The sequence below is a fragment of the Methanobacterium sp. SMA-27 genome (assembly GCF_000744455.1).
GTDB lineage: Archaea > Methanobacteriota > Methanobacteria > Methanobacteriales > Methanobacteriaceae > Methanobacterium_B.
Genome location: NZ_JQLY01000001.1, coordinates 677842 through 697638, shown reverse-complemented (window position 1 = coordinate 697638; position 19797 = coordinate 677842). Strand labels below are relative to the sequence as shown.

The 19797-nt window shown below is 31.4% G+C and carries 21 protein-coding genes; 13 read left to right on the top strand and 8 right to left on the bottom strand.

All coding sequences use genetic code 11. The features are described from left to right. Positions 1 to 171: 171 nt before the first annotated feature. Positions 172 to 450: a DNA-binding protein Alba gene (gene albA / locus DL91_RS03570; protein WP_048190278.1), complete on the bottom strand. Its 279-nt coding sequence runs from the start codon at positions 448 to 450 to the stop codon at positions 172 to 174. Between the two features lie 749 nt (positions 451 to 1199). Here albA and DL91_RS03565 point away from each other — a divergent pair. The 5 genes from DL91_RS03565 (at position 1200) to DL91_RS13370 (ending at position 3810) form a co-directional block, all read left to right on the top strand. After that, positions 1200 to 1829, top strand: a complete 630-nt coding sequence (locus tag DL91_RS03565) for a hypothetical protein (RefSeq protein WP_048190277.1) — start codon at positions 1200 to 1202, stop codon at positions 1827 to 1829. A gap of 52 nt (positions 1830 to 1881) precedes the next feature. Then, positions 1882 to 2262 (top strand): DUF5518 domain-containing protein, encoded by a 381-nt coding sequence (locus DL91_RS03560; RefSeq protein WP_048190276.1) that lies wholly within the window; start codon positions 1882 to 1884, stop codon positions 2260 to 2262. Positions 2263 to 3107: 845 nt separating this feature from the next. Continuing rightward, entirely contained in the window at positions 3108 to 3248 is a 141-nt protein-coding gene (locus tag DL91_RS13380; RefSeq protein ID WP_156095934.1) for a hypothetical protein, read from the top strand. Between the two features lie 255 nt (positions 3249 to 3503). Then, positions 3504 to 3665 carry a ribbon-helix-helix protein, CopG family gene (locus tag DL91_RS14490; protein ID WP_156095932.1) on the top strand — a complete coding sequence of 54 codons (162 nt, stop codon included), beginning with the start codon at positions 3504 to 3506 and terminating at the stop codon, positions 3663 to 3665. 4 nt (positions 3666 to 3669) lie between these two features. Beyond that, entirely contained in the window at positions 3670 to 3810 is a 141-nt protein-coding gene (locus DL91_RS13370) for a hypothetical protein (RefSeq protein ID WP_156095930.1), read from the top strand. A 99-nt stretch (positions 3811 to 3909) separates the two neighbouring features. Here DL91_RS13370 and DL91_RS03555 read toward each other — a convergent pair whose 3' ends face one another. Beyond that, positions 3910 to 4767 (bottom strand): bile acid:sodium symporter family protein, encoded by an 858-nt coding sequence (locus DL91_RS03555; RefSeq protein WP_048190275.1) that lies wholly within the window; start codon positions 4765 to 4767, stop codon positions 3910 to 3912. Between the two features lie 730 nt (positions 4768 to 5497). Between DL91_RS03555 and DL91_RS03545 the strand changes: the two genes are divergently transcribed. From DL91_RS03545 to DL91_RS12710, 3 genes are all read left to right on the top strand, one after another. Further along, positions 5498 to 6415, top strand: a complete 918-nt coding sequence (locus DL91_RS03545) for a hypothetical protein (RefSeq protein WP_048190273.1) — start codon at positions 5498 to 5500, stop codon at positions 6413 to 6415. 241 nt (positions 6416 to 6656) lie between these two features. Beyond that, positions 6657 to 6977 (top strand): hypothetical protein, encoded by a 321-nt coding sequence (locus DL91_RS14130; RefSeq protein WP_231551375.1) that lies wholly within the window; start codon positions 6657 to 6659, stop codon positions 6975 to 6977. Positions 6978 to 8027: 1050 nt separating this feature from the next. Continuing rightward, the gene (locus tag DL91_RS12710; protein WP_052374092.1) at positions 8028 to 9368 is read left to right on the top strand and encodes a pseudomurein-binding repeat-containing protein; all 1341 of its coding nucleotides are present in this window, start codon (positions 8028 to 8030) and stop codon (positions 9366 to 9368) included. 168 nt (positions 9369 to 9536) lie between these two features. Here DL91_RS12710 and DL91_RS03530 read toward each other — a convergent pair whose 3' ends face one another. Then, positions 9537 to 10319 carry an alpha/beta fold hydrolase gene (locus tag DL91_RS03530; protein ID WP_048190272.1) on the bottom strand — a complete coding sequence of 261 codons (783 nt, stop codon included), beginning with the start codon at positions 10317 to 10319 and terminating at the stop codon, positions 9537 to 9539. 219 nt (positions 10320 to 10538) lie between these two features. On the opposite strand from DL91_RS03530, the gene DL91_RS03525 reads away from it, so the two are divergent. Next, on the top strand, positions 10539 to 11348 hold the full coding sequence (locus tag DL91_RS03525) for an alpha/beta fold hydrolase (protein WP_048190271.1): 810 nt from the start codon (positions 10539 to 10541) through the stop codon (positions 11346 to 11348). Positions 11349 to 11826: 478 nt separating this feature from the next. On the opposite strand, the gene DL91_RS03515 is transcribed toward DL91_RS03525, so the two are convergent. Further along, entirely contained in the window at positions 11827 to 12255 is a 429-nt protein-coding gene (locus DL91_RS03515; protein ID WP_048190269.1) for a pyridoxamine 5'-phosphate oxidase family protein, read from the bottom strand. A 166-nt stretch (positions 12256 to 12421) separates the two neighbouring features. Here DL91_RS03515 and DL91_RS13365 point away from each other — a divergent pair, with 166 nt between their 5' ends. Continuing rightward, the gene (locus DL91_RS13365) at positions 12422 to 12577 is read left to right on the top strand and encodes a hypothetical protein (RefSeq protein ID WP_156095928.1); all 156 of its coding nucleotides are present in this window, start codon (positions 12422 to 12424) and stop codon (positions 12575 to 12577) included. 725 nt (positions 12578 to 13302) lie between these two features. Here DL91_RS13365 and DL91_RS03510 read toward each other — a convergent pair. Together DL91_RS03510 and DL91_RS03505 are read right to left on the bottom strand one after the other, a co-directional pair. Continuing rightward, positions 13303 to 13749: a universal stress protein gene (locus DL91_RS03510; protein WP_048190268.1), complete on the bottom strand. Its 447-nt coding sequence runs from the start codon at positions 13747 to 13749 to the stop codon at positions 13303 to 13305. A gap of 511 nt (positions 13750 to 14260) precedes the next feature. Beyond that, a complete protein-coding gene (locus DL91_RS03505; RefSeq protein ID WP_048190267.1) occupies positions 14261 to 14776 on the bottom strand; it encodes a DUF308 domain-containing protein in 516 nt (171 codons plus the stop codon). A gap of 474 nt (positions 14777 to 15250) precedes the next feature. Here DL91_RS03505 and DL91_RS13355 point away from each other — a divergent pair, with 474 nt between their 5' ends. Beyond that, entirely contained in the window at positions 15251 to 15424 is a 174-nt protein-coding gene (locus DL91_RS13355; RefSeq protein WP_156095926.1) for a hypothetical protein, read from the top strand. A 3-nt stretch (positions 15425 to 15427) separates the two neighbouring features. Here DL91_RS13355 and DL91_RS03500 read toward each other — a convergent pair whose 3' ends face one another. Together DL91_RS03500 and DL91_RS03495 are read right to left on the bottom strand one after the other, a co-directional pair. Then, positions 15428 to 16075: a hypothetical protein gene (locus DL91_RS03500; protein ID WP_048190266.1), complete on the bottom strand. Its 648-nt coding sequence runs from the start codon at positions 16073 to 16075 to the stop codon at positions 15428 to 15430. Positions 16076 to 16150: 75 nt separating this feature from the next. After that, complete coding sequence (locus DL91_RS03495) at positions 16151 to 16927, bottom strand: hypothetical protein (RefSeq protein ID WP_048190265.1); 777 nt, start codon at positions 16925 to 16927, stop codon at positions 16151 to 16153. Positions 16928 to 17367: 440 nt separating this feature from the next. Between DL91_RS03495 and DL91_RS03490 the strand changes: the two genes are divergently transcribed. Together DL91_RS03490 and DL91_RS03485 are read left to right on the top strand one after the other, a co-directional pair. After that, positions 17368 to 17952, top strand: coding sequence for a C39 family peptidase (locus DL91_RS03490; RefSeq protein WP_052374090.1), 585 nt, complete (start codon positions 17368 to 17370; stop codon positions 17950 to 17952). Positions 17953 to 18005: 53 nt separating this feature from the next. Then, positions 18006 to 19616 (top strand): right-handed parallel beta-helix repeat-containing protein, encoded by a 1611-nt coding sequence (locus tag DL91_RS03485; RefSeq protein WP_081882584.1) that lies wholly within the window; start codon positions 18006 to 18008, stop codon positions 19614 to 19616. The last annotated feature ends 181 nt before the right edge of the window (positions 19617 to 19797 follow it).

Below are 19797 nucleotides of genomic sequence, written 5' to 3'. Positions count from 1 at the left end.
CTCAAACAATATTTAGCCCCAATTTATAGTTTAAATATTGAATGCCCTCATAAATGCGATTGATTTTTCAGGAAGTTTTTATTATATTATACTTAATTAGTAATATTAATAATTTTATTCAACGAAGTTTCTCTATTATAAAATGAAAAGTGGATTGAATGGATTTTTTATCTATTCTGTCTTGCAGAGTTGTATTTCAATGGATGAAACATTGCTGTTTGATCCTTCTCTGCTTGTCATTTCTTCTGTGCTGATAGCTATGGAACCTATTTCTAAATCGGTCATAAATCTGTTCCTTACAATCTCTGCAACATCTACTGCCCTGCTGATTGCTCTTCCTCTTGCTTTCAACATTACTTCGGGGACTCCAGTATTCATCTGAGTTACTACAGCTAATACATAGTTCATTACTGGTTTATTTCCAATGTATACGACATTTTCATCTGACATTCACTTAAACCTCCAAGAAATCCATTACACATAACATTATTTTTATAGTTTTATATCCAATTATCTATTGAATTATCTAACCAGAAAAAACTTATTGCGATCGATGAATCAAATTATAAAAAGGATAAATTAACTAATCATAATGTAATAAAACTTTCAGAAATTCTATCCCGTATTTTTGCACTGGTTTACTATACATGGTATAACTGCTCTCGTACCTTCTTTCCATTTCAAAAGCTTAAAAGCGTTTAATAATGCGAACGATTTGATGAATCTTAGAATAGTATAAAATAATTAAAAAATCAACTGAGTGGATACTTAGCAGATTAGGAATGTATGTTGCCTGTATACTATACTGTTTCTGTACCATTGGAATCTTTCTCTTTTCTCCTGAAATTAAAATCAATGTAATTATGGTGAGTATATAAACAATTATGATGACCATGATAGATACTTATTATCTCTATGAGAAAATATGGTTATAAGTGATATAATTTAATAATTAATAAAACCTGAAAGTTTTATCTGTAAAAAAAATCATTTATTATAGTAATAAAAATGATCAAAAAGAAACATAATGTAAAAAAAAAATTATATAAAAGTAATTTCTTGGAGGTTTTTTTATAAAGGATTCAGAATTTCTCTTAAAAAGACTTGTTTTACCATTAGGAATCTTGGCGATTATTACTCTTATTGTAAGTTTTTTTATTATAAAGCAAAGTTTTTATGTTACATGGAAAAGCTTATTTTTGAATTTGGGAGTCACTTCTATAGGTATTATAATAACACTAAGCTATGTTAACTGGATTTTAAATGAACATGAAAATAAAAAATGGAAAGATGTTCAGATTAGTATCCACAACAGAATTAAAAGATACCTAATTGGCACCATTATAACATTTCGTGTAAGTTTTGGTTTTGATATGGATGTTTATTCTTCAAATTTTATGGAAACATTTGATTTAACAGATACATTTACTGATGTTTCACCCGAATTATGTGAAGAAATCACTAACATTGGAGAAAACGTTTTAAGACCGGTTATAAGTTCAAATATTAATAATATGAACCAAGAAGAATGGTATCAGCTTGCTAAAAATATTGAGGTACTTCAAAAAGAGATAGTAAGAATAGTCGATTTATTTCTATTTGCAAACCAGATTGAACCAAAAATATTTTCTGATTTACTCCAAATAGAAGATGAAATCGAGGCATTTATCAAATTTTATTATGCAATCCCCAATTTCTATGGTGTGCCAGATGAACAAATTACTAATTTAAAAGCATTAAAATACAAAACACATCTTTACAAAAACATGGAAAAATACATCGACAACATAATCATGCTAACCATCGGGTTAATGAAAAAAATGGACTAAACAAAAGTCTGAATTGGAGTATGAAAATAATCGTTTGAAAGAAGGTGAAAAGATGGTAGAAGTGAAATGGAAAACTGTACTAATTGGTCTGGTATTAGGAGTATTACTTAGTGCTACAATTGAAATGTTAATAACATTATTTGCAGGAATGATAGTAGGTTTATTTGGTGGTGCCATAGGTTTCTTAATCGCAACTATTTATGTTGGTTACACTGTAGGTGGAGATTACAAAAATGGGGCTATCCATGGAGCACTTGTAGGCATATTTATGGGAATAGTAGTTGGTATAATCGGTATAATTCTAGGATTAACTTTATCTGGAGCTTCAGGGGCTGCAATCGGTTTATTAGCATTAGTAATAGGCATAATTGTTTATGTAATCATAGGAGTAATCGGTGGGATTATAGGGGTTTTAGTAAAAGCCTGGGGTTAACTTAAACTTAAATTTACTCCATATTTTTTTTCCAAGGAAATTTTATTGTTTTATCATTTTTATTCAATTATTAATTATCCAAATTGTTACATGGAATAAATTCAAAATACAATAAATGTTCTCCTCTCATAGTCCTCCTTAAAAAACGCTCTAAAAGACCCTTTCATCCGTTGAATTCAACTAATAATAACATATCCATATCAAAGAAATAATAGTATTATAACTTCGTCATATGGCACTATGATGAAGTTATTTTTGAAGAATTTTGATTTTTAATGGTATTGTGAAATAGAATTTTGAACCAGAAGGAAGCATTATGAAAGAAAAAAATTTAAGCATGATATTTTAAGTTTTTTTGCAATATAACTACATCATTTGCTAACTCAGGGAAAAGAAAAATTTTAGATTACAAACCACACAGTATTTTGCCCTCATAAAGCTAGTTAATTTTATTTTTTTCAAAGTTAGTATACAGGCCACATACCTTTATAATATGGTAAGTATCCCTTTTTAATCCATAATTTTTTTTATTTTCGTATCTGAATATAATATTCCAGATTCCAAGAAAAGTTTAGTAATAGAACTTAATCATTTTTTATTTATAGAAAATAATTTTCAGGAACAAAGTCATTAAAATTCTGATTTTAGCGAAACCTGTGATTAATGGCCTTATACCTACGTGATGGAAGTTTGCGTTACAGTACAATTGACTGATACTAATTCCAGCTGTGTGAATCCTATGTTCTCTATTAGTTTTATGCTTGGTAGTAATTCTACAGTTAACACTACATCTGTATAATTTTAAATTTCGAGTAAAAAATTCAGTAGGATGGACAATCAGTTAAATGAAAGTCTTTGAGGTGGTATATATATCTAAATTCATTGCAAAAATACATGCACTTTATGATGAAAAAAAGGATCTTAAAAATCCTCCATCATACCTGAAAGACATTGAAGAACTTCTGAAACTTGAAAAACTTCTGTAAATAATAAAGGAAACCGGAATTACTTAAGAGAGCTAAGCAGGAAAGTAGCACATGATATAAATTTTTTTTATAGTATTACTGAAATAGTTCTCCAGATCCTTTCTTAATTGATAATTATATTGGAAGTTATTTAATGGAATTAAACACATTAAAATGCCTAATTAACAATAAACTGTTCTCAGTTCACTAGAATCGTAATGGTAGGACATAAGCGTTACAGGTAGTTATGATGACAGTTGTAACAGGAGTGAGTATATGCTGAACAGAATGACATTTAGAATCGATGAAAATTTGAAGGAGCAATTCAGAACATTCTGTGAAAAGAAAGACATATCGTGTAGTGAAATGCTTAGGCGTCTGATTCTGATGTGGATAGGAAAGGAATCTGAGCATGATTTAATATTAAAAGGAGCGTAAATATATGTATAAATATCCCACCAAGCGTGAATTATTAGAAGCAAGAAAAACTAAACCATTCGGAGAAAGATTGGTAATGGCAGTGGAACATCTTTGTGATATACTTGAAAACAGAGACCGTAAGCAATTAAATGATAGTTGGTGATTTGATTTAGGATAAGTGGGATGAAAATCTCCTTTAATATTTAATTATGGATATTCGTAATGTGGATATACCAAATTAATAAGGTGTGGTTCCTGCATACTATACTATTTCTGAAACTTTTGATCTTTTCCCCATTTCTCCTGAAATAATCATCATTATAATTATGCTTAGCATGTAAACTACAATTATCATGGCCATGACGTCGTATTCTGAGCTAAAGTTTGTTACGGCTACCACAAATGCGGCAGATGAGTTTTTTATGGCAGTGCCCATACCAAGTACCGATTTTGTATTTTTGGAAGGACCTCCTAGTAAATATCCGATTAAAAAGGCAGCTAATATGAATATCATAGAAGCTATCAATGCACCGGTTCCAAATACTGCCAAAAAGTCCTTGTAGTTAAGGCCAAGATAAAGAACTACCACTATAACTATGAATATGTTAGATATCTGGTTAAAAGTTGGTTGAATGGTTTTAGCTATATTACCATACCGTGACTTTACAGAGGTTCCAATAATCAAGGGTAAAAATATCAAAACCAAGAGCGAACTTGCTATAGACATGGGATTCACTGAAACACCCGGTAATAAAATAGAAAGTACCAATGGCATGTAAAATAATGTTACTATGGATAATATTAACATCAATCCTACAGCAAATGCTATATCTGCTTTCATGAATTGAACCAATTTTAGCATGAAGGGTGATCCTGCACCAGCAGCCATTAAAATTAAGCCAATAGCAAGACCTTGTTCTAATGGGATCACTTGCAATATAATGTAAGTTATGATTGGCAATAATATGAAATTTGCAGCTAAAGACTTTAATATGAGACTCTTATCTTTTAATGGTTCTAAAAATTGTTTAGGGAAAAAATTAAGGCCCATAGATAGCATAGTTGTAACAATATATATTAAAATGCTGAGATTAGCAAATTGTTGAAGAATAACTTCCATTTAAATATCTCCCAATACTGTAATATTTGATTATTATGCAGAAAAGGCTATGTAAACCTATCTATGACGACATCCCCGTAAAATCGAGTTGGAAAAAGAAAGATTAAATCTTTCATATTATTTTGTAAATTAATTGGAATTAGAAGTATTTTTTTCAGACTTAGACATTTTTGTTGTGGCATCATTAACATCCCATGATCATTCCAACTTATATTGATTAAAATCATTATTTTCGTACCCAGCATCTTTGATACATACCTATTCTACATTAGTTAAAGAACTGGAGCGGAGCATCCATAATTTGAAAGTAAAGCATCAATATAATCAAGCGTTCTGATTGACCTATAGAATTATGATCATTGCATTGAAAATGAGGCATACTATATACCATAGAAATAATTACTCACACTTCACTATGACATTAGTTAATTATACTAAATTTCTTTTGTTATGCTCTTAGATAAATGATTAAATAGTTAGTATTACTTTTTCGTTATACTTTATGTTTTTTATTATGTATACCCCTAGCGGCATATGATACTTAATCTATTGTAACAATTTTTTTTCCTTGATAATTTGTTCTTGGGTTTAATTCAACAGTCCGATATTATTCTCTATTTTAATTATTACAATACATTTTTTTTAAAAATTATGAAAATTATAACTGCATTAAGGTCCATAATAGTGTAATAAGTATAATTATGGTAATTGATAAAAGAGGTGAAAAAATATGGTCGACTTTAAAGAAATAAAATCTATTGAACTTGTGCCTTTTACATTGATGACATCTACTGTTAGTGCCATTCTGGCCTTCATATATGCAATAATACTGTTGATTACATTTGGAGCATTAGCAGCAGTTATACCAAATGCAGGATTAGTATTTGCCAGTTTTGGTCTTTCAATGATCGTTATTTTCCCGATTGGAAGCTTCCTTGTTTATATTACACTATCATTTGTAACTGCACTCATTTACAACATGTTAGTGCCTAGACTCGGCGGTATAAAGTTAGGTCTTGAAGGCGATGAAGTTAAAAACTTGCCGGTTGTATCCTTTGCATTAATAACATCCGGTGTTGGGGCAGTATGGGCATTTATAATAGGGCTTTTACTTGCAGCTTTTATTGTACCCCTAACAACATTGACAAGCACATTAATTCCGCTCATAGCAAATATAACAGCCAATGCAACAAATATGACCCCTGCAACTCTCCCTACAGGTTCAGCAGTAGGAACTGGAGGAGTAGTTCTTGCTTTATTGTTAATCATAGGCTTACCAATATTTGTATTTGTAGCAGGATTCATTGGTAATGCATTATGGGCAATATTTTACAATTTCTTAATTCCTAGAGTGGGAGGAGTTAGATTATTGTTTGCACCAGCTGGAAACGCACATGAGATAACTTCAATACCAGTAGTAGCAGCTGCACTGGCCCTTGCAGTAGTTGCAACAATATTTGGAATTATTCAAGGATTATTTAGCCTTGTAAATGGCATTATGGCTGGATCCGCTTCAATGGCTGTTGGAGGTTTAATTGGTAATATAATAGGAGCGTTCATAGGGACATTTATTATGGTTGCAATTATAACCATACTCTACAACTTCCTAGCCCCAAGAATAGGTGGAATTCAACTAGAACTTAAATAAAGGTTAATAAACCTTTATTTATTTTTAACATCTGCTTTTGAATGAAAAATAAATTAAGAGGTAATTTATGAAAAATAACAACTCTCAATCAACAAAATCCCGGCCACCAAACAAAGAAGATGGACCTGAACAACACCGTAGTCGCGTATCTCTAACAAGTTCAGAGCGCGTATTGGCGGCATTACTTGCTTTTGGTTTCATTTTAGGCTTTCTTTTGACTCCATTAGGAGTTGAACCTCGTATGCCTGAACTACGGACCCTGGCTTTCGCAGGGTTCTTCATAACCGTGGGGCTATTGCTTCCACTTGCAGGGCTGGTTTCGATATGGCTACGAAGACCTAGACTCGCTGGAGTCTTCGCAGTAATCGATGCTGTGTTCATGTTCATCACACCACCTGCAGATCAGGCACTGTTCTTCTTCACGGTCTCTCCCCCGCCTGCAGTTACCGCTGGTGAGTTCATTCTGATCTTCGTGGGCATAGGATACATGCTTTACGGACCACGTGTCTACGCCAAGAACCAACAACCAGCTGCGAATTTCTCTCAAGAACCAATAAAATAGCGCTGCTTCGATTGGCCAACATGAAATTGTCAAGGCTATTCAAAATAAAAATATAAAAAATTCACTTCAAATATATATTAGAAAAATTTTGAAAAATAAGTTTTAGAAAAATAAGTGATTAAAATTGGTTATTTTATAGAATTTAGTCAATTAATTAGATAATAAATTTTGTTTTATAACCATATTTTAAATATTTTTTTTATTTTATTAAGAATAATTGGAATTTAGAGTTTTTGGATTGGAAACCCTTGGACGGGTTTAATCCTCAAAGTTTTATCTTTTAACTCCTCTTCCCCTTTTACTTCCCGCCTTTTTATAACCCTTCTTTTGTCTGGTTCTCTTGTTAGTTCCTGATATCTTTGCCATTTAATTCAACTCCTATTTGTTAATTTTAATTTTTTAGAAAATTCAGCACTGATACACCTTTGTAACAGTACAAAAAACGCTTTTTTAACCCGAATAAAGTTAATATAGCTTCTTTTTATGGTTTTGATTTATGATCTTAAATAATACTACTAAAGATCTCCTATGTCTATTCTTTAATTTAGTTTCTATAAATACTTTATATATTTGTTTAATTTTGGACCTAAAACTATTTTCATATAAAAAATTTATTATTTCGATATGATACTAAAATTGAATAAAACCATACAAATTCATAGAATTACATTATATATAAAGTTTTTATGAGTTTAAATTCTTGACAATCAAATTTTCGATATTGAATATTCATTCAAACTAATGATCTGACTTTTCCTTCAGTATGCTATCAAAAAAGTTTGCCATTGGAAAGTCTAATACCCATGAGTATATAAAAGAACGAAAACTGCTATCCACTATTATATACTCTTTTTTCATTTGCAATTAGACTTTATTTACCGAATTTCTTTAATTACAACAAAAATTAACATCAATTTTAGATAACAATGCTTTTATAATAAAAAATTGATAATTTTTTAGTGACGTGATTCACTATAATAAAATTGAAAATACATTATTATAAGTTTAGGAGCTGTTAACATTAATCGAAAATTATTTCTTAGTGTGCTGTTGTTATTGGGAATAGCATTGACCTTAAATTTTGGTCTTGTATCCGCAACAGATAGTTCTAATAACACAACACAAAATCTTCAAACTACACAGACTTCAAGTGTTGCCAACTTAGCAACAACTTCAACTAATAAAGTAGCAACAACTACCAAATTAGCAACAACATCAACTACCTCAAAAACTACTAAATATGCAGCAGGTTCCCCAGTCAGTACAACCAGTGCCAAAACCATTCGAGTACTAGTATATAATGGAAATGGTGCCATTACTAGCTGTGTTAATGGTGTTGTTAACGCATTAAAATCAGCCAATAGTAATAATCTTGTCCCAGGATACTATTTCACCTATGGAAAATCAACTTCAATCACTTCGTCCATACTGGCTAATTACGATTTACTTGTAATGCCCGGCGGTACAAGCGGCTACACTTACATTAACAGTAACAGTATAAGCTCTTCTGCCATTAAAAATTTCATTTCCAGTGGTCATGGATTTTTAGGAATTTGTGCAGGGGCATATGCAGGATCTAAATATGTAGGTGGAAGTGGAGTCAGTTACAATGGATGGGGAGTTGCCCCTCATGTTAGTTCAAAGGTATATAACCATGAAGGAAGTCTTAAGGTTTTATTGACCAGTAGCGCCACTCAGCTTTTAGGTTCCAGCGGTACATTGACCCTTGCTCACTACAATGGGCCTGCACTGTATGGTACTAGTTATACAACATTTGCTAGTTACTCAGGTGGTGCATATAATAGTTATGCGGCCATTGTTGGAGACACATATGGAAATGGAAGAACCGTTTTAAGCGGACCACACCCAGAATTAAGTCCAACAAATTATACTTTACTGGATCAACTTATTGTATGGGCAGCTAATGTTAGTACGCCTTCAACTACCTCTGTAACAATAAGCCAGATAAATAAAGCAGCTAAAGATGTTAAAGCCTATGTTGAGAACAACCATAAATTACCAGTTTACATAACTGTTGGTAGTACACTATTCACGAGAGGTCAATTTTTATACTTCTTAACTACAAGTCTTCAGAGAGTTAACAGTGGATCAACATCAGCAGTGACCATTAAGACAGTTGTAAGTCCAGGTACAGCTACAGATACAGTTAAAACCGGAACTATACAGAAATCTGAGTTTTTATCCATTGCAAGTAGAATAACTAGCTTTATTGGTACCAATGGTCGGGCTCCAGCCTTCGTATCAAGTAAACTTGGAAATATTAGATTTGAAAACCTAATCTACATGTATTCAAAGATTATGGCATTCTATTACAACAATGGTAGATTGCCTACCTATGTTTCAATGACAAAATGGACGTATGGATCTTAAAAGATAAAAATTGAAAGTTTGAGAAGTTTTTAAAGTTTAAAAACTTGGAATAAACTTCTTATAATTTATTTTTTTTTAGAAAATTTTCAAAGCATTTTATCTATATAATTCCAGTATCTTTCTTTTGGGCTTTCGCCTGTGTCTTTGTATTTATTTCCATAATATAAATCAGAATTTTGATAAAGCTTTTGGTATTGGTTTGTCATTTATCCATGCTCTTAAAACATTATTAAAAAGTTTTGGTGATTCTAAAGGCCAATTGTGTCCTAAATTAGTTACTTCATAAGCTTTAGAATTTGGAAGACATTTATTCAAATCTATGGCGGATTTATAAGCGATTTTCTGTTCTTTTTTACCAACAGTTATCAGCACAGGGGTTTTAGCTTTGCATAGTACGTCTTGTATTCTGAATAACATATTTTCTTTAATAACATTTCTTAAAGAACTCAAAGTAAGTGTTTTTGTATCTTTTTTAAATTCATCAAAATACTTCATAGGTACTCCATTACTTTTCATATTCAATTTTATCAAAAGATCAATATCTTTGAATGGCATGTAAGCTTTAAACAAAACATTCAGCATTTTTAAAGTTTTAGGGCCGTAAAATTCGCGAGCCAATGCCCCACTGATTAGCGCATGATCCACAGTTTTAGGGGCCTTGGTTAATATTTGGACAGTTATTTGAGCGCCCAGCGATAATCCAATAACATGAGCTTTTCCGTTACATGATCTTTCTTTAATAAGATCAATAATCATTTTTGCTGAACCTTTTATTGTAAATGGTTTCATTTCTATGCTTCGCCCATGTTCAGGAAGGTCAGGAACTAAGCAATGATAATCTTTTAAAGCATCTAATTGTTTATCCCACATCCAGCCAGATATTCCTCCGCCATGAAGAAATATGATAGTTTCATTGTCACAGTTACCTGTCTCTTTGAAATATAAATCCATTGTTAAACTCCTTAAAAGATTCTATAAGTATTCAAAGATCATTAACCAGTTTAAAATTCATTAAATTTACGGTTTATTCTCAATTTAATCATTTTATGTTTTTTTTTTGATATAACTAAATATTAACCATTGATTTGATGAATTGAATTTATTTCAAAGGAATATATAAGTAATGTTTAGACAGTAATATTGTTTAATAAATATCTTAAGAGGATTATTATGATTTTGAATGAAGAAGAATATTCTATTATGCGACCTGGTTGCACACTTAAGTATTGGATCACTGGTAACTCTGAAAAACCTTTAATATTTTTGGCACATGGAGCTCTTGTTGATCATGAACAATTCAATCAACAAATGCTTGTATTAAATGAGGATTATCAGATCATTCGTTGGGATATGCGAGGACATGGTAAATCTAGACCACTGGTTGGACATTTCAGTGTGAAAGATGCTGCAGATGATATGTTAAATATTTTAGAAGTTATTGGTGTTGATAAAGCTATATTAATTGGACAATCTGCGGGAACCTATGTGATTCAAGAGTTTGCATTCATGTATCCAGAAAGGGTAAAAGCTATAATAGTGATTGATGGAACCCGCATCACTGAAAAATTATCATTTATTGAATCTAGATCAGTAAGATTATCTCCGCTCATATTCAAGCTCTGGCCATATGAAAACCTAAAAAAAGCCATGATTAATGCATCTGCTATTAAAAAAGATACAAAACAGTATTTAAAAGAAAAATTTAACGAATTACCCAAAGAAGAATTTTTAAAAATCTGGACGGGTTTATCCAAATGTTTACACTATGAACATGATTATCATGTGCAGACACCTTTATTATTAATATATGGAGTATATGATAAAACAGGAAATATCAAGAAAGCTATGAAAGAATGGTCAAAACGAGACAAACAAAGTAAATACATTGTCATACCTGATGCAGGACATTGTTCAAATCAAGACAATCCTGAATTCTTTAATAAAGTGATGAAGAAGTTTTTAGAAAAACTTGAGAAGTAAATTCTCAATTTTCGTCTTCACCGAAGTTAAAATGAATACCAGTTTCAACTCATAAATTTGTATCCATGGGGAACGGTAAAATGATCTAACTGCGTTAAAATAAGAGTTTTGGGTGTTAGGTGCCCTATTTGTTTCTTCTAATATTTCTTAAATCTAAGTAAAGTATCTGGATTTTTCTATCATCTACCCAAATATTTTCTTGTTCTTCTTTTTTTGCTTCGTTTTTAAGTTCATTTAAACTCAAACCGGTTAATTGAATATAAAACTTAATTGCTTTACGATATAAGAGTTGAGATTTTTCGCTTAGATTTCTTTTTAAAACCAATTTTCGAATAAAATTTCATCATTCTGATCCATTTAAAATTACCCCATACTATAGGACCAGATAGTAATATTATAAAAATTTAATAAAAAAAATATGGGGATAACGCCATTATAAAATGGATTATCCGCTCTTATGCCCGTCTTAAATTATAGTTTAATCACCGAATTTAATCATCTTTTTAGGCTCAAAATTGGTTTTCATTGTCCAGAAATAGGCTTCACCCTTTGCAATTCTGAAAATTATCAATCCCGGATGGTCAAATGTCATTCCAAACTCTTTAAGAAATGGTCTGTCTTCCAGTACCTTCTTTTTAAGTTCAATATCATCTACAAATTCTATTTCACCTGCAACCCTCATCATTGTTCCTGTTTGTTCGTCTGGCTGCCAGAAACATGCTTCAACTTTGGGGTTTGTCTTGAGTTGTCCATACATATCCTTTACATCACCTATTTGAAAGTGAAATCCATTTTTATCAGCAAACCAAAATCCCAGTGCCCTTACTCTAGGTTGGTCTCCGTCTACAGTTGCAAGATAACATACAGGTGTGTCGTTAGCAAATTTTATGCAGTCTTCAAAATTCAATGTATCACTCCCTTTAATTTAAAAGTTCCATTTACTATTATGTTAATTCGCTTTGATGAATATTTTCATCATTACTCTTTGAAATTTTTAAAGATTTTTAGGGATTATTACAATTTGAGCAAATTTTAAATAATTTGCAGTACATATTATATATTTAGGTGATAATATGAATGAAAGCACAATGGGAGCAATTACATTCGTTTTGGGTGTGGTTCTGGCAATTTTAGCCCTTGCAGTACCAGGATTATTCTTTTGGCTATTTTGGATCGTGGTAATTATCTTAATAGTATACGGTCTATATATGTGGCTTATTAAAAAATAATATTAAATTGAACTTATTTTATTTTTTTTCTTATTTATTATTTTAATCTTAACGAGATGGGACATATTAAAAATAAATATGATATTATAATCTCAACTCACTACAATAAATTGAAAATCTACTCATCCTTGTAGCAAATTTGTTTAATAATAAACAAAATGAATAAATCTAATTTTACACTTGCAATATATGACTAGTTTTTCGTGATAATAATCATTGATTGTTCAACTTATATTTTTTAATCTCGTTATTTAATCTAAAACAGGTTCAGTATTTAGAACGTCAAAAACCTGAAATTGAACTCATAGATAATGATAATAATACATATTTATTTTGGCAATCTTTAAAAGTAGATTAAAGAGCATTAAATAATTAAGAGAAGAATTTGGGAACAAATTATTAATACTGTCCTATTCTATTTCCATGAGTGTTTATAGGTGCTTTAATCAAGCATATATCCAAATAGGTCACTATGTTGTTATATTGATGAAAATTATACTAGCTGAAAAAGTTGGAGTTAGAATGGAAACAATTGTTTTCTTGGAGAAAGTAAGTACAATCCTTCCCTAAAAATTAACACATGACATAGCCATGATTCTAGGGGGAAAGATTGATGATATATTTATATTTGAAAATGATAAAAAATAAATGATTTAATCTAATTTTTATTATTCCTCTTAATCATTAAATAAAATGAGTTTAAGACATATTTTTCAAATATTCTATTAATGCACAACCAGTACAGGACATTTAGCTTCTCTAATCACCCGTTCAGTGACACTTCCCAGCATAAATCTATCCAGACCATGTCTGCCGGATGCACCCATAACAACTAGATCTACATCATCCTCATCTATTGATTCAAGTATTTCCAAATGAGCTTTGCCCTCTTTAATTTTTGTGGTTAGTTTAACTGTTTTACAAACACCATTACACTGATTTAATTCTAATTCTTTTCTAAATGATTCAACAGCAGTTTCTCCCTCCATCATTATATCATCGTACAAACCCTCCCTGTAATTGGGTAAGGCAGATATTTGAGGATAATAAAATTCAACCACATTTAAAACTATTATATCGGCTCCGCTTTTATCAGCAATCCATATAGCATGTTTTCCTGCTCTTTTAGAATTTTCAGAACCATCGGTTGGTAACAGTATTTTTTTATACACAGTTATTACCTCCTTGATACTTACTATCTATTTTTTATTGCAGATAAAATTTTATCAGTTCCTTGCTAATGATGCGAATATAGCTCCAAAGCCCATTATAGGTGAAATTGTGAAGATTATTTTAATACTGACTGAGTTCGAGATAGGTTGATGGAGGTGTAACAAACAAAAATGCCCAAGTAAAAAAATTTAAAAATATTGCAATTATCAAGATTCTTCCAAGGAAGTTTATAATTATTAACACCACTACTATTCATTTCATTGCATCCCCTAAACAATTTAAGACAGTCCTTATCCATATTATTTTCATAGGGTAATTGGTTGTAGAAGATAGGATAATTAGTCCGGTATTTTTACTATAAGTTGCAGATATTTCTTATCTGCTGGCTCTTATTTTTCTATCATTAAAAATTATTGAATTTAATTTTGGAAATTTTTATGACCCATAAAAAAATTGAAATAATGGAAAAAAATTGGGGCTTTAATTCTTTTATTAATCAATAAAAGAAGATTAATTTTCCATTTTTACTATTTCAGATGGATTTATAAAAAACAAAGCTATTCCATCAACAATTAACCATACTGCAATTAATATTGCAAGGTAATATGGGTTCCATGCGTATGCAGCTAGTACTATGTAAAGTATACCTAATATCACTCCTACAATACCTGAACCTTTACCAGCAGTTCCTTCTTTAGCAAACAATGACATTATTGCAGAGAATATAAGGAAAAATCCTGCAAGATAGAGCCAAAAGCTGACCAGGAAGCTGAACGCTACTATATTACCAAATAGACCTATTCCAACAATTATACCAAGAATACCAAGTATTAAATAGGCAATACTAACTCCTTTATTACTTTCCCAAACTGCAAAGCTCTGTATTAAAAGCCAAATACCTAAGAATAGTATACTCAGACCTGCTAGTATACTTACAGTGAAAACACTGAATAAAGGGAATATCAGAACTAAAATACCTAAAATTATGGCTAAAATACCTAAAAGTACATTTCCTTCTTTTGCCAAATTTATTCCTCCCAATAGTTTTTTAAAGCCCCAACAAATGAGATTTCATGAAATACATGAAGATATATCTATTTATATTTGACAATAAATTCTTGATAGTAAATGTTTAACTTAATATTATGGAGTTACAAACCACTGCTATGTTTTCTAATTTAACCATTATCTTTGTATTATAATAAGATGACCATTTGTTAATTAAATTTGTTATTATAAATGATTTGAAGATTAATTGTATGTTTGACGAGGGTACGGTTCAGTAAAAATAATAATTTATTTATTAATTATATTTTTATTTTTATTGGATTTGAATTCTTTATTACACCAAAAGATTACACCAAAAGATTAACAGAATCTGTTGATAATAATTAAATTAAGACAAACTATGTTTTCATAATAATCCTGATTAAATTAATGAAAATAGAAAGTAATTTTAATCATTTAAGTGTTGGAAATTGTTTTTTGGGGTTGAAGTTCATGCGATTTAATAAATGGAGTGCAATGAGAATATGTAAATGTTGTTATACTTCATTTACTCCAACTCAAACACAACGAAAGCGTCATGAGACAAGTTACTGTTCAAGCTGTTTTGAAAAAATAGAAAAAGCTAAAGAAAACAGTACAGATAAAAATAAAGAAATAAAGAAATGAATTTTATTGTTTGTTCCTGCTTACAATAAAACCGCCCATTAAACTGAGTATACCTAATAATGCAGGAAGTACAGGAATCCCTGTTTTTTGCATTGGTATTGTATCCTCTTTTACTTGTTCTGGATCGTTTTTAACTGTTTTATTCTGTTCGGTACCATAAGTTTCTCTTACTTCATCAGGATCAAACTGCAATTCTAAGCCATCTAATACTACACCGTCCTCTCCAGATGTCTGATTATCAACTACATCACTAACTGTTGCAGCAGCAGGTGAAACTGTACCATCATTAGTTGCCCCATTATCACCCACATCACTACCTGTTGCAGCAGCAGGTGCAGCTGTACCATCATCAGATGCCGTAGCAAATGAAGTTAATAGAATATCTTTATTCATTGGGTCATCCAGTGATATTTCATCCAAACCAGAATCATCCAAACCAGAATCATCCCAACCAGAATCATCCCAACCAGAATCATCCCAACCAGAATCATCCAAACTTGGATCATTCAGATCAGTTCCAATATTTACATCATTCTGATCAGAACCGTCTCCAGCAGAGATATCTGTTGGATCAGATGCATATGATGCAGATATGAAAACAGACAGAATTATAAAAACACCCATAATTTTGAGTAATTTACCCCTTTCCACGATTTCCCCCTCCCCATTTTAATTCAAATCGTTTACCCAATTCAATTAATATTATAAATTTAATGATATTAATGTTTAGTCTGTGCTACTGCCACCGTAATATTTAGCTGTATTCACACCACTTTTACTGTAATCAATGTTTATGAATCCATTATTGTAGTAATACTGGAGTTCAGATGAATGCATTAATTCAAAATTCCTGTAAGGACTTTCCAGGTATGGGAAAAGCATTCCAGTGAATGTGTATATGTAAGCCGGAATTATTCCATAAGTTTTGGTTAATATTTGGAAGTAGAGTGGGAATCCACAGCCAGGAGCTAATATAGGATTATCAGTTCGCACTGTTCCATGATAAACCATCGGTATGGCGCCTTGTTGGCCGTGTTGTTTGGCCAAACTTATAACATGTTTCATCATATCGTCGTAGGTATTGTATACCACACCATCTGACATATACTTGTATCTGCCATCGGGTACACCGAATAGGGCAACGTTAATCGAATCCCAGATATTGATCTGGCCCAATCCTGTTGAACCTCCTCCCTGGGTGTCAATAAATGCTACTTCTATTATGTACACATTGTCATTTTTCTTATTTCTATCATTTTCTTCTAGGTAACTACTATATGTTGAGCTACCCGCGAAATGTAGAACCAGTGCACATTTAGAGTTCTTTTTATTCGCATATTGGGCTAATAAAGAAGAATGAGGATGACCAGGGAACATATCGGGATTTTCTAGTTTAACAAATGAAAGTCTTCCCAATGGTTCTACGGGACCAATAGCTACCACAATAAAAGAATAACCCACAATTATTACTAAAACAGCTACTAATACAACCGACCATCTCATATTTTTACACCTAAAACATACATAATATCTTCTTAACTTGATATGACTGTTAATATAAATAACTTTTGTCAATTTAAGTAAAAGCTATTGATTTTAAAAAAGTATTATTGATAATTTTTTATGTGGTTCTAATGTATGTTCTTAATTGCTAAATAATTATATTCCAATTTGATCTTTACTAAGACTTTATGTGGTAATATTATACAAATAGTTTGTAATAATTTCTTGTTATTTCTTTTTCTGATATGTTTATTGGTTAGGATAATTTTCTAAAAACCTAAAAAAATTAATATCATCAATACCTATTTTCTAATATGAATCTTAAATTCAAAATCTTGGTTTTAATTATTCTTATAATTTTCGTACCTCTAAGTGTTTATTCTGCAGTTTTAAACAACAATAGCTCAAATATTACTAATTCTACAAATAATGTTTCGATCATGGAAAATAACAATCTATCACAGAACAGCACCAAATTGTTGGATGTTCCTAATGTTAAACAGCCTAATAATTATTCCTCGGGACCTGCATCTCTAGAAGCTGTTTTAGATTACTATGGAACAGATGTAATGGTGGATGAACTGATAAATATAACAAATACCACACCAGAAAACGGGACATTACCCCGCAACATTGCACAAACTGCACAAAGTTTAGGGGTCAATGCAGAAATAAAAGACAATATGACCCTCAAAGATCTGCAACAGAATATGGATCAGGGTATTCCAGTTATAATAAATATACCTGCATTGAATGCAACTAATATCAGCAATCAAAATGGTACAGTAAGTCCATTATACTGGCATTACATGGTTGTAATTGGAATAGATAACGAAAATGTCTACATGGAAGACCCGGCAATTTTGGGAAGCAGAGGCTATCTAACCAATCAAGAATTCCTTGACAGATGGAACTATACCTACCAGGACCCATCTTCAGGTAATAATATTACTGCATACCATTCAGGAATTGTAATAACAGGAGGAACACCTGTTGTTTTTCCATTGATAGTAAAAATTAATTAAAAAAAAATTATGCATAATAATCAAATTCTTATCTAATTATTACATTTAAAGGAGTGTTAAAAATAAAAAAGTTAATTTTATTATTTGTTTCATTGATTTTCCTGCTGACTTTTACTGGTACAGCTTCAGCAAGCAACAGCACCTCTAATTTTTATGTGGATGTAAATCATGGCAATGACCAAAGTGCAGGGTCTTTAACCCATCCATGGAAATCCATTAACCATGCTGCATTAAAGGTAAAACCGGGAAACACAGTACATATCTCAAGCGGAAATTATTTAATCCGCCAGAATATCCACATCACCACAAGTGGAACTAAAACCCTGCCCATAAAATTTATTGGTGCTGGAAACGGTACTATAATCGATTCTTCAGCACTTGATGGTTCAGATAATTTTAGAAGGGATGGAATTTTTATTGAAAATGCAAATTACATACAAATTGAAAATCTGGTGGTGAAAAATGCTTACCGTGCAGGAATCAGGGTAAGTGGATCGGATTATGTTTCAGTAAAGCATGTTAAATCATACCACAACGGTTATTGGGGTATATTTACCGATTTCAGCAATCACCTCCTGATCGAACATAATGACTGTTTCGGTTCAAAAATTCAGCATGGTATCTACATAAGTAACAGCGGAGATTATCCAGTAATCCGTGATAATAAAATCCATGATAATGCTAACTGTGGCCTTCATATGAATGGAGACATTAGTATGGGTGGAGATGGAATAATTAAAGGAGCACTGGTTGAAAACAACATTATATACAATAATGGAGTTAACGGAGGTTCTGGAATTAATTGTGATGGAGTGGAATACTCCACAATTAGAAATAATCTTCTCTACAACAACCATGCAAGTGGCATATCACTCTATCGTATAGATGGTGGGGGAAAATCCAATTATAATAATGTTTACCAAAACACAGTAGTTGTTGCTTCAAATGGAAGATGGGCCCTGAACCTTAAGGATGGTAGCAGCCAGAATTATATTTACAATAATATCCTACTTAACAATAATCCATCACACGGAAGTATCAGTACCGATAGTACCAAAGGACTTCAATCAGACTACAATATAATCACCACAAACTCACACCCTGTCACTCCAGATGATGATACAAGTTATCCCTCATTCAAAGCATGGCAGACAGCAGGATTCGATAAGCATTCAAAAAGAGCATTTTCAAGCCAGATATTTTCAAATCCCTCTGCAAACGATTTCTCCCTTAAAAAAGGCAGCATTGCAATTGACAGTGCAACATCCATTAAAACTTCTGACTACGACATAAAAAGTATTAAAAGACCTCAGGGTAATGGATATGATATTGGGGCGTATGAATATGTATTTAATAATGCCTTACCCAAGGTTACATCAATAACCCCCTCTAAAAATGCTGTAAATATCATAAGAAACCCTATTATTAAGATAACTTTCAATAAATACTTAAAATTTGGGAGCGGATGGATAGAACTTAAAACAGATAATGGAAATTCAGTTAACATTTCAAAATCATTAAAAGGTAATATACTGACAATCATACCCAGAATATTACTATCCAAGACAACTAGATACACGATTATTTTACACAGCGGATGTGTTAAGGACAGTTTAAATCATGGATTATCACTATACACATCTAATTTCAAAACAAGAAACTAATAGATGTTTTTTAAATACTATTTACATTTAATGCCCTCACAAATGGAAATTTCTAAATCTTCGAAATTATCTTGATTTATTCCTAAGATTTTCTAATATTAATTTAAATAAATGATCAACGCAGATATACCCTAATAATTCATTATTGACATCTCGAACAGCTTGTAAATATTTTTAGTCT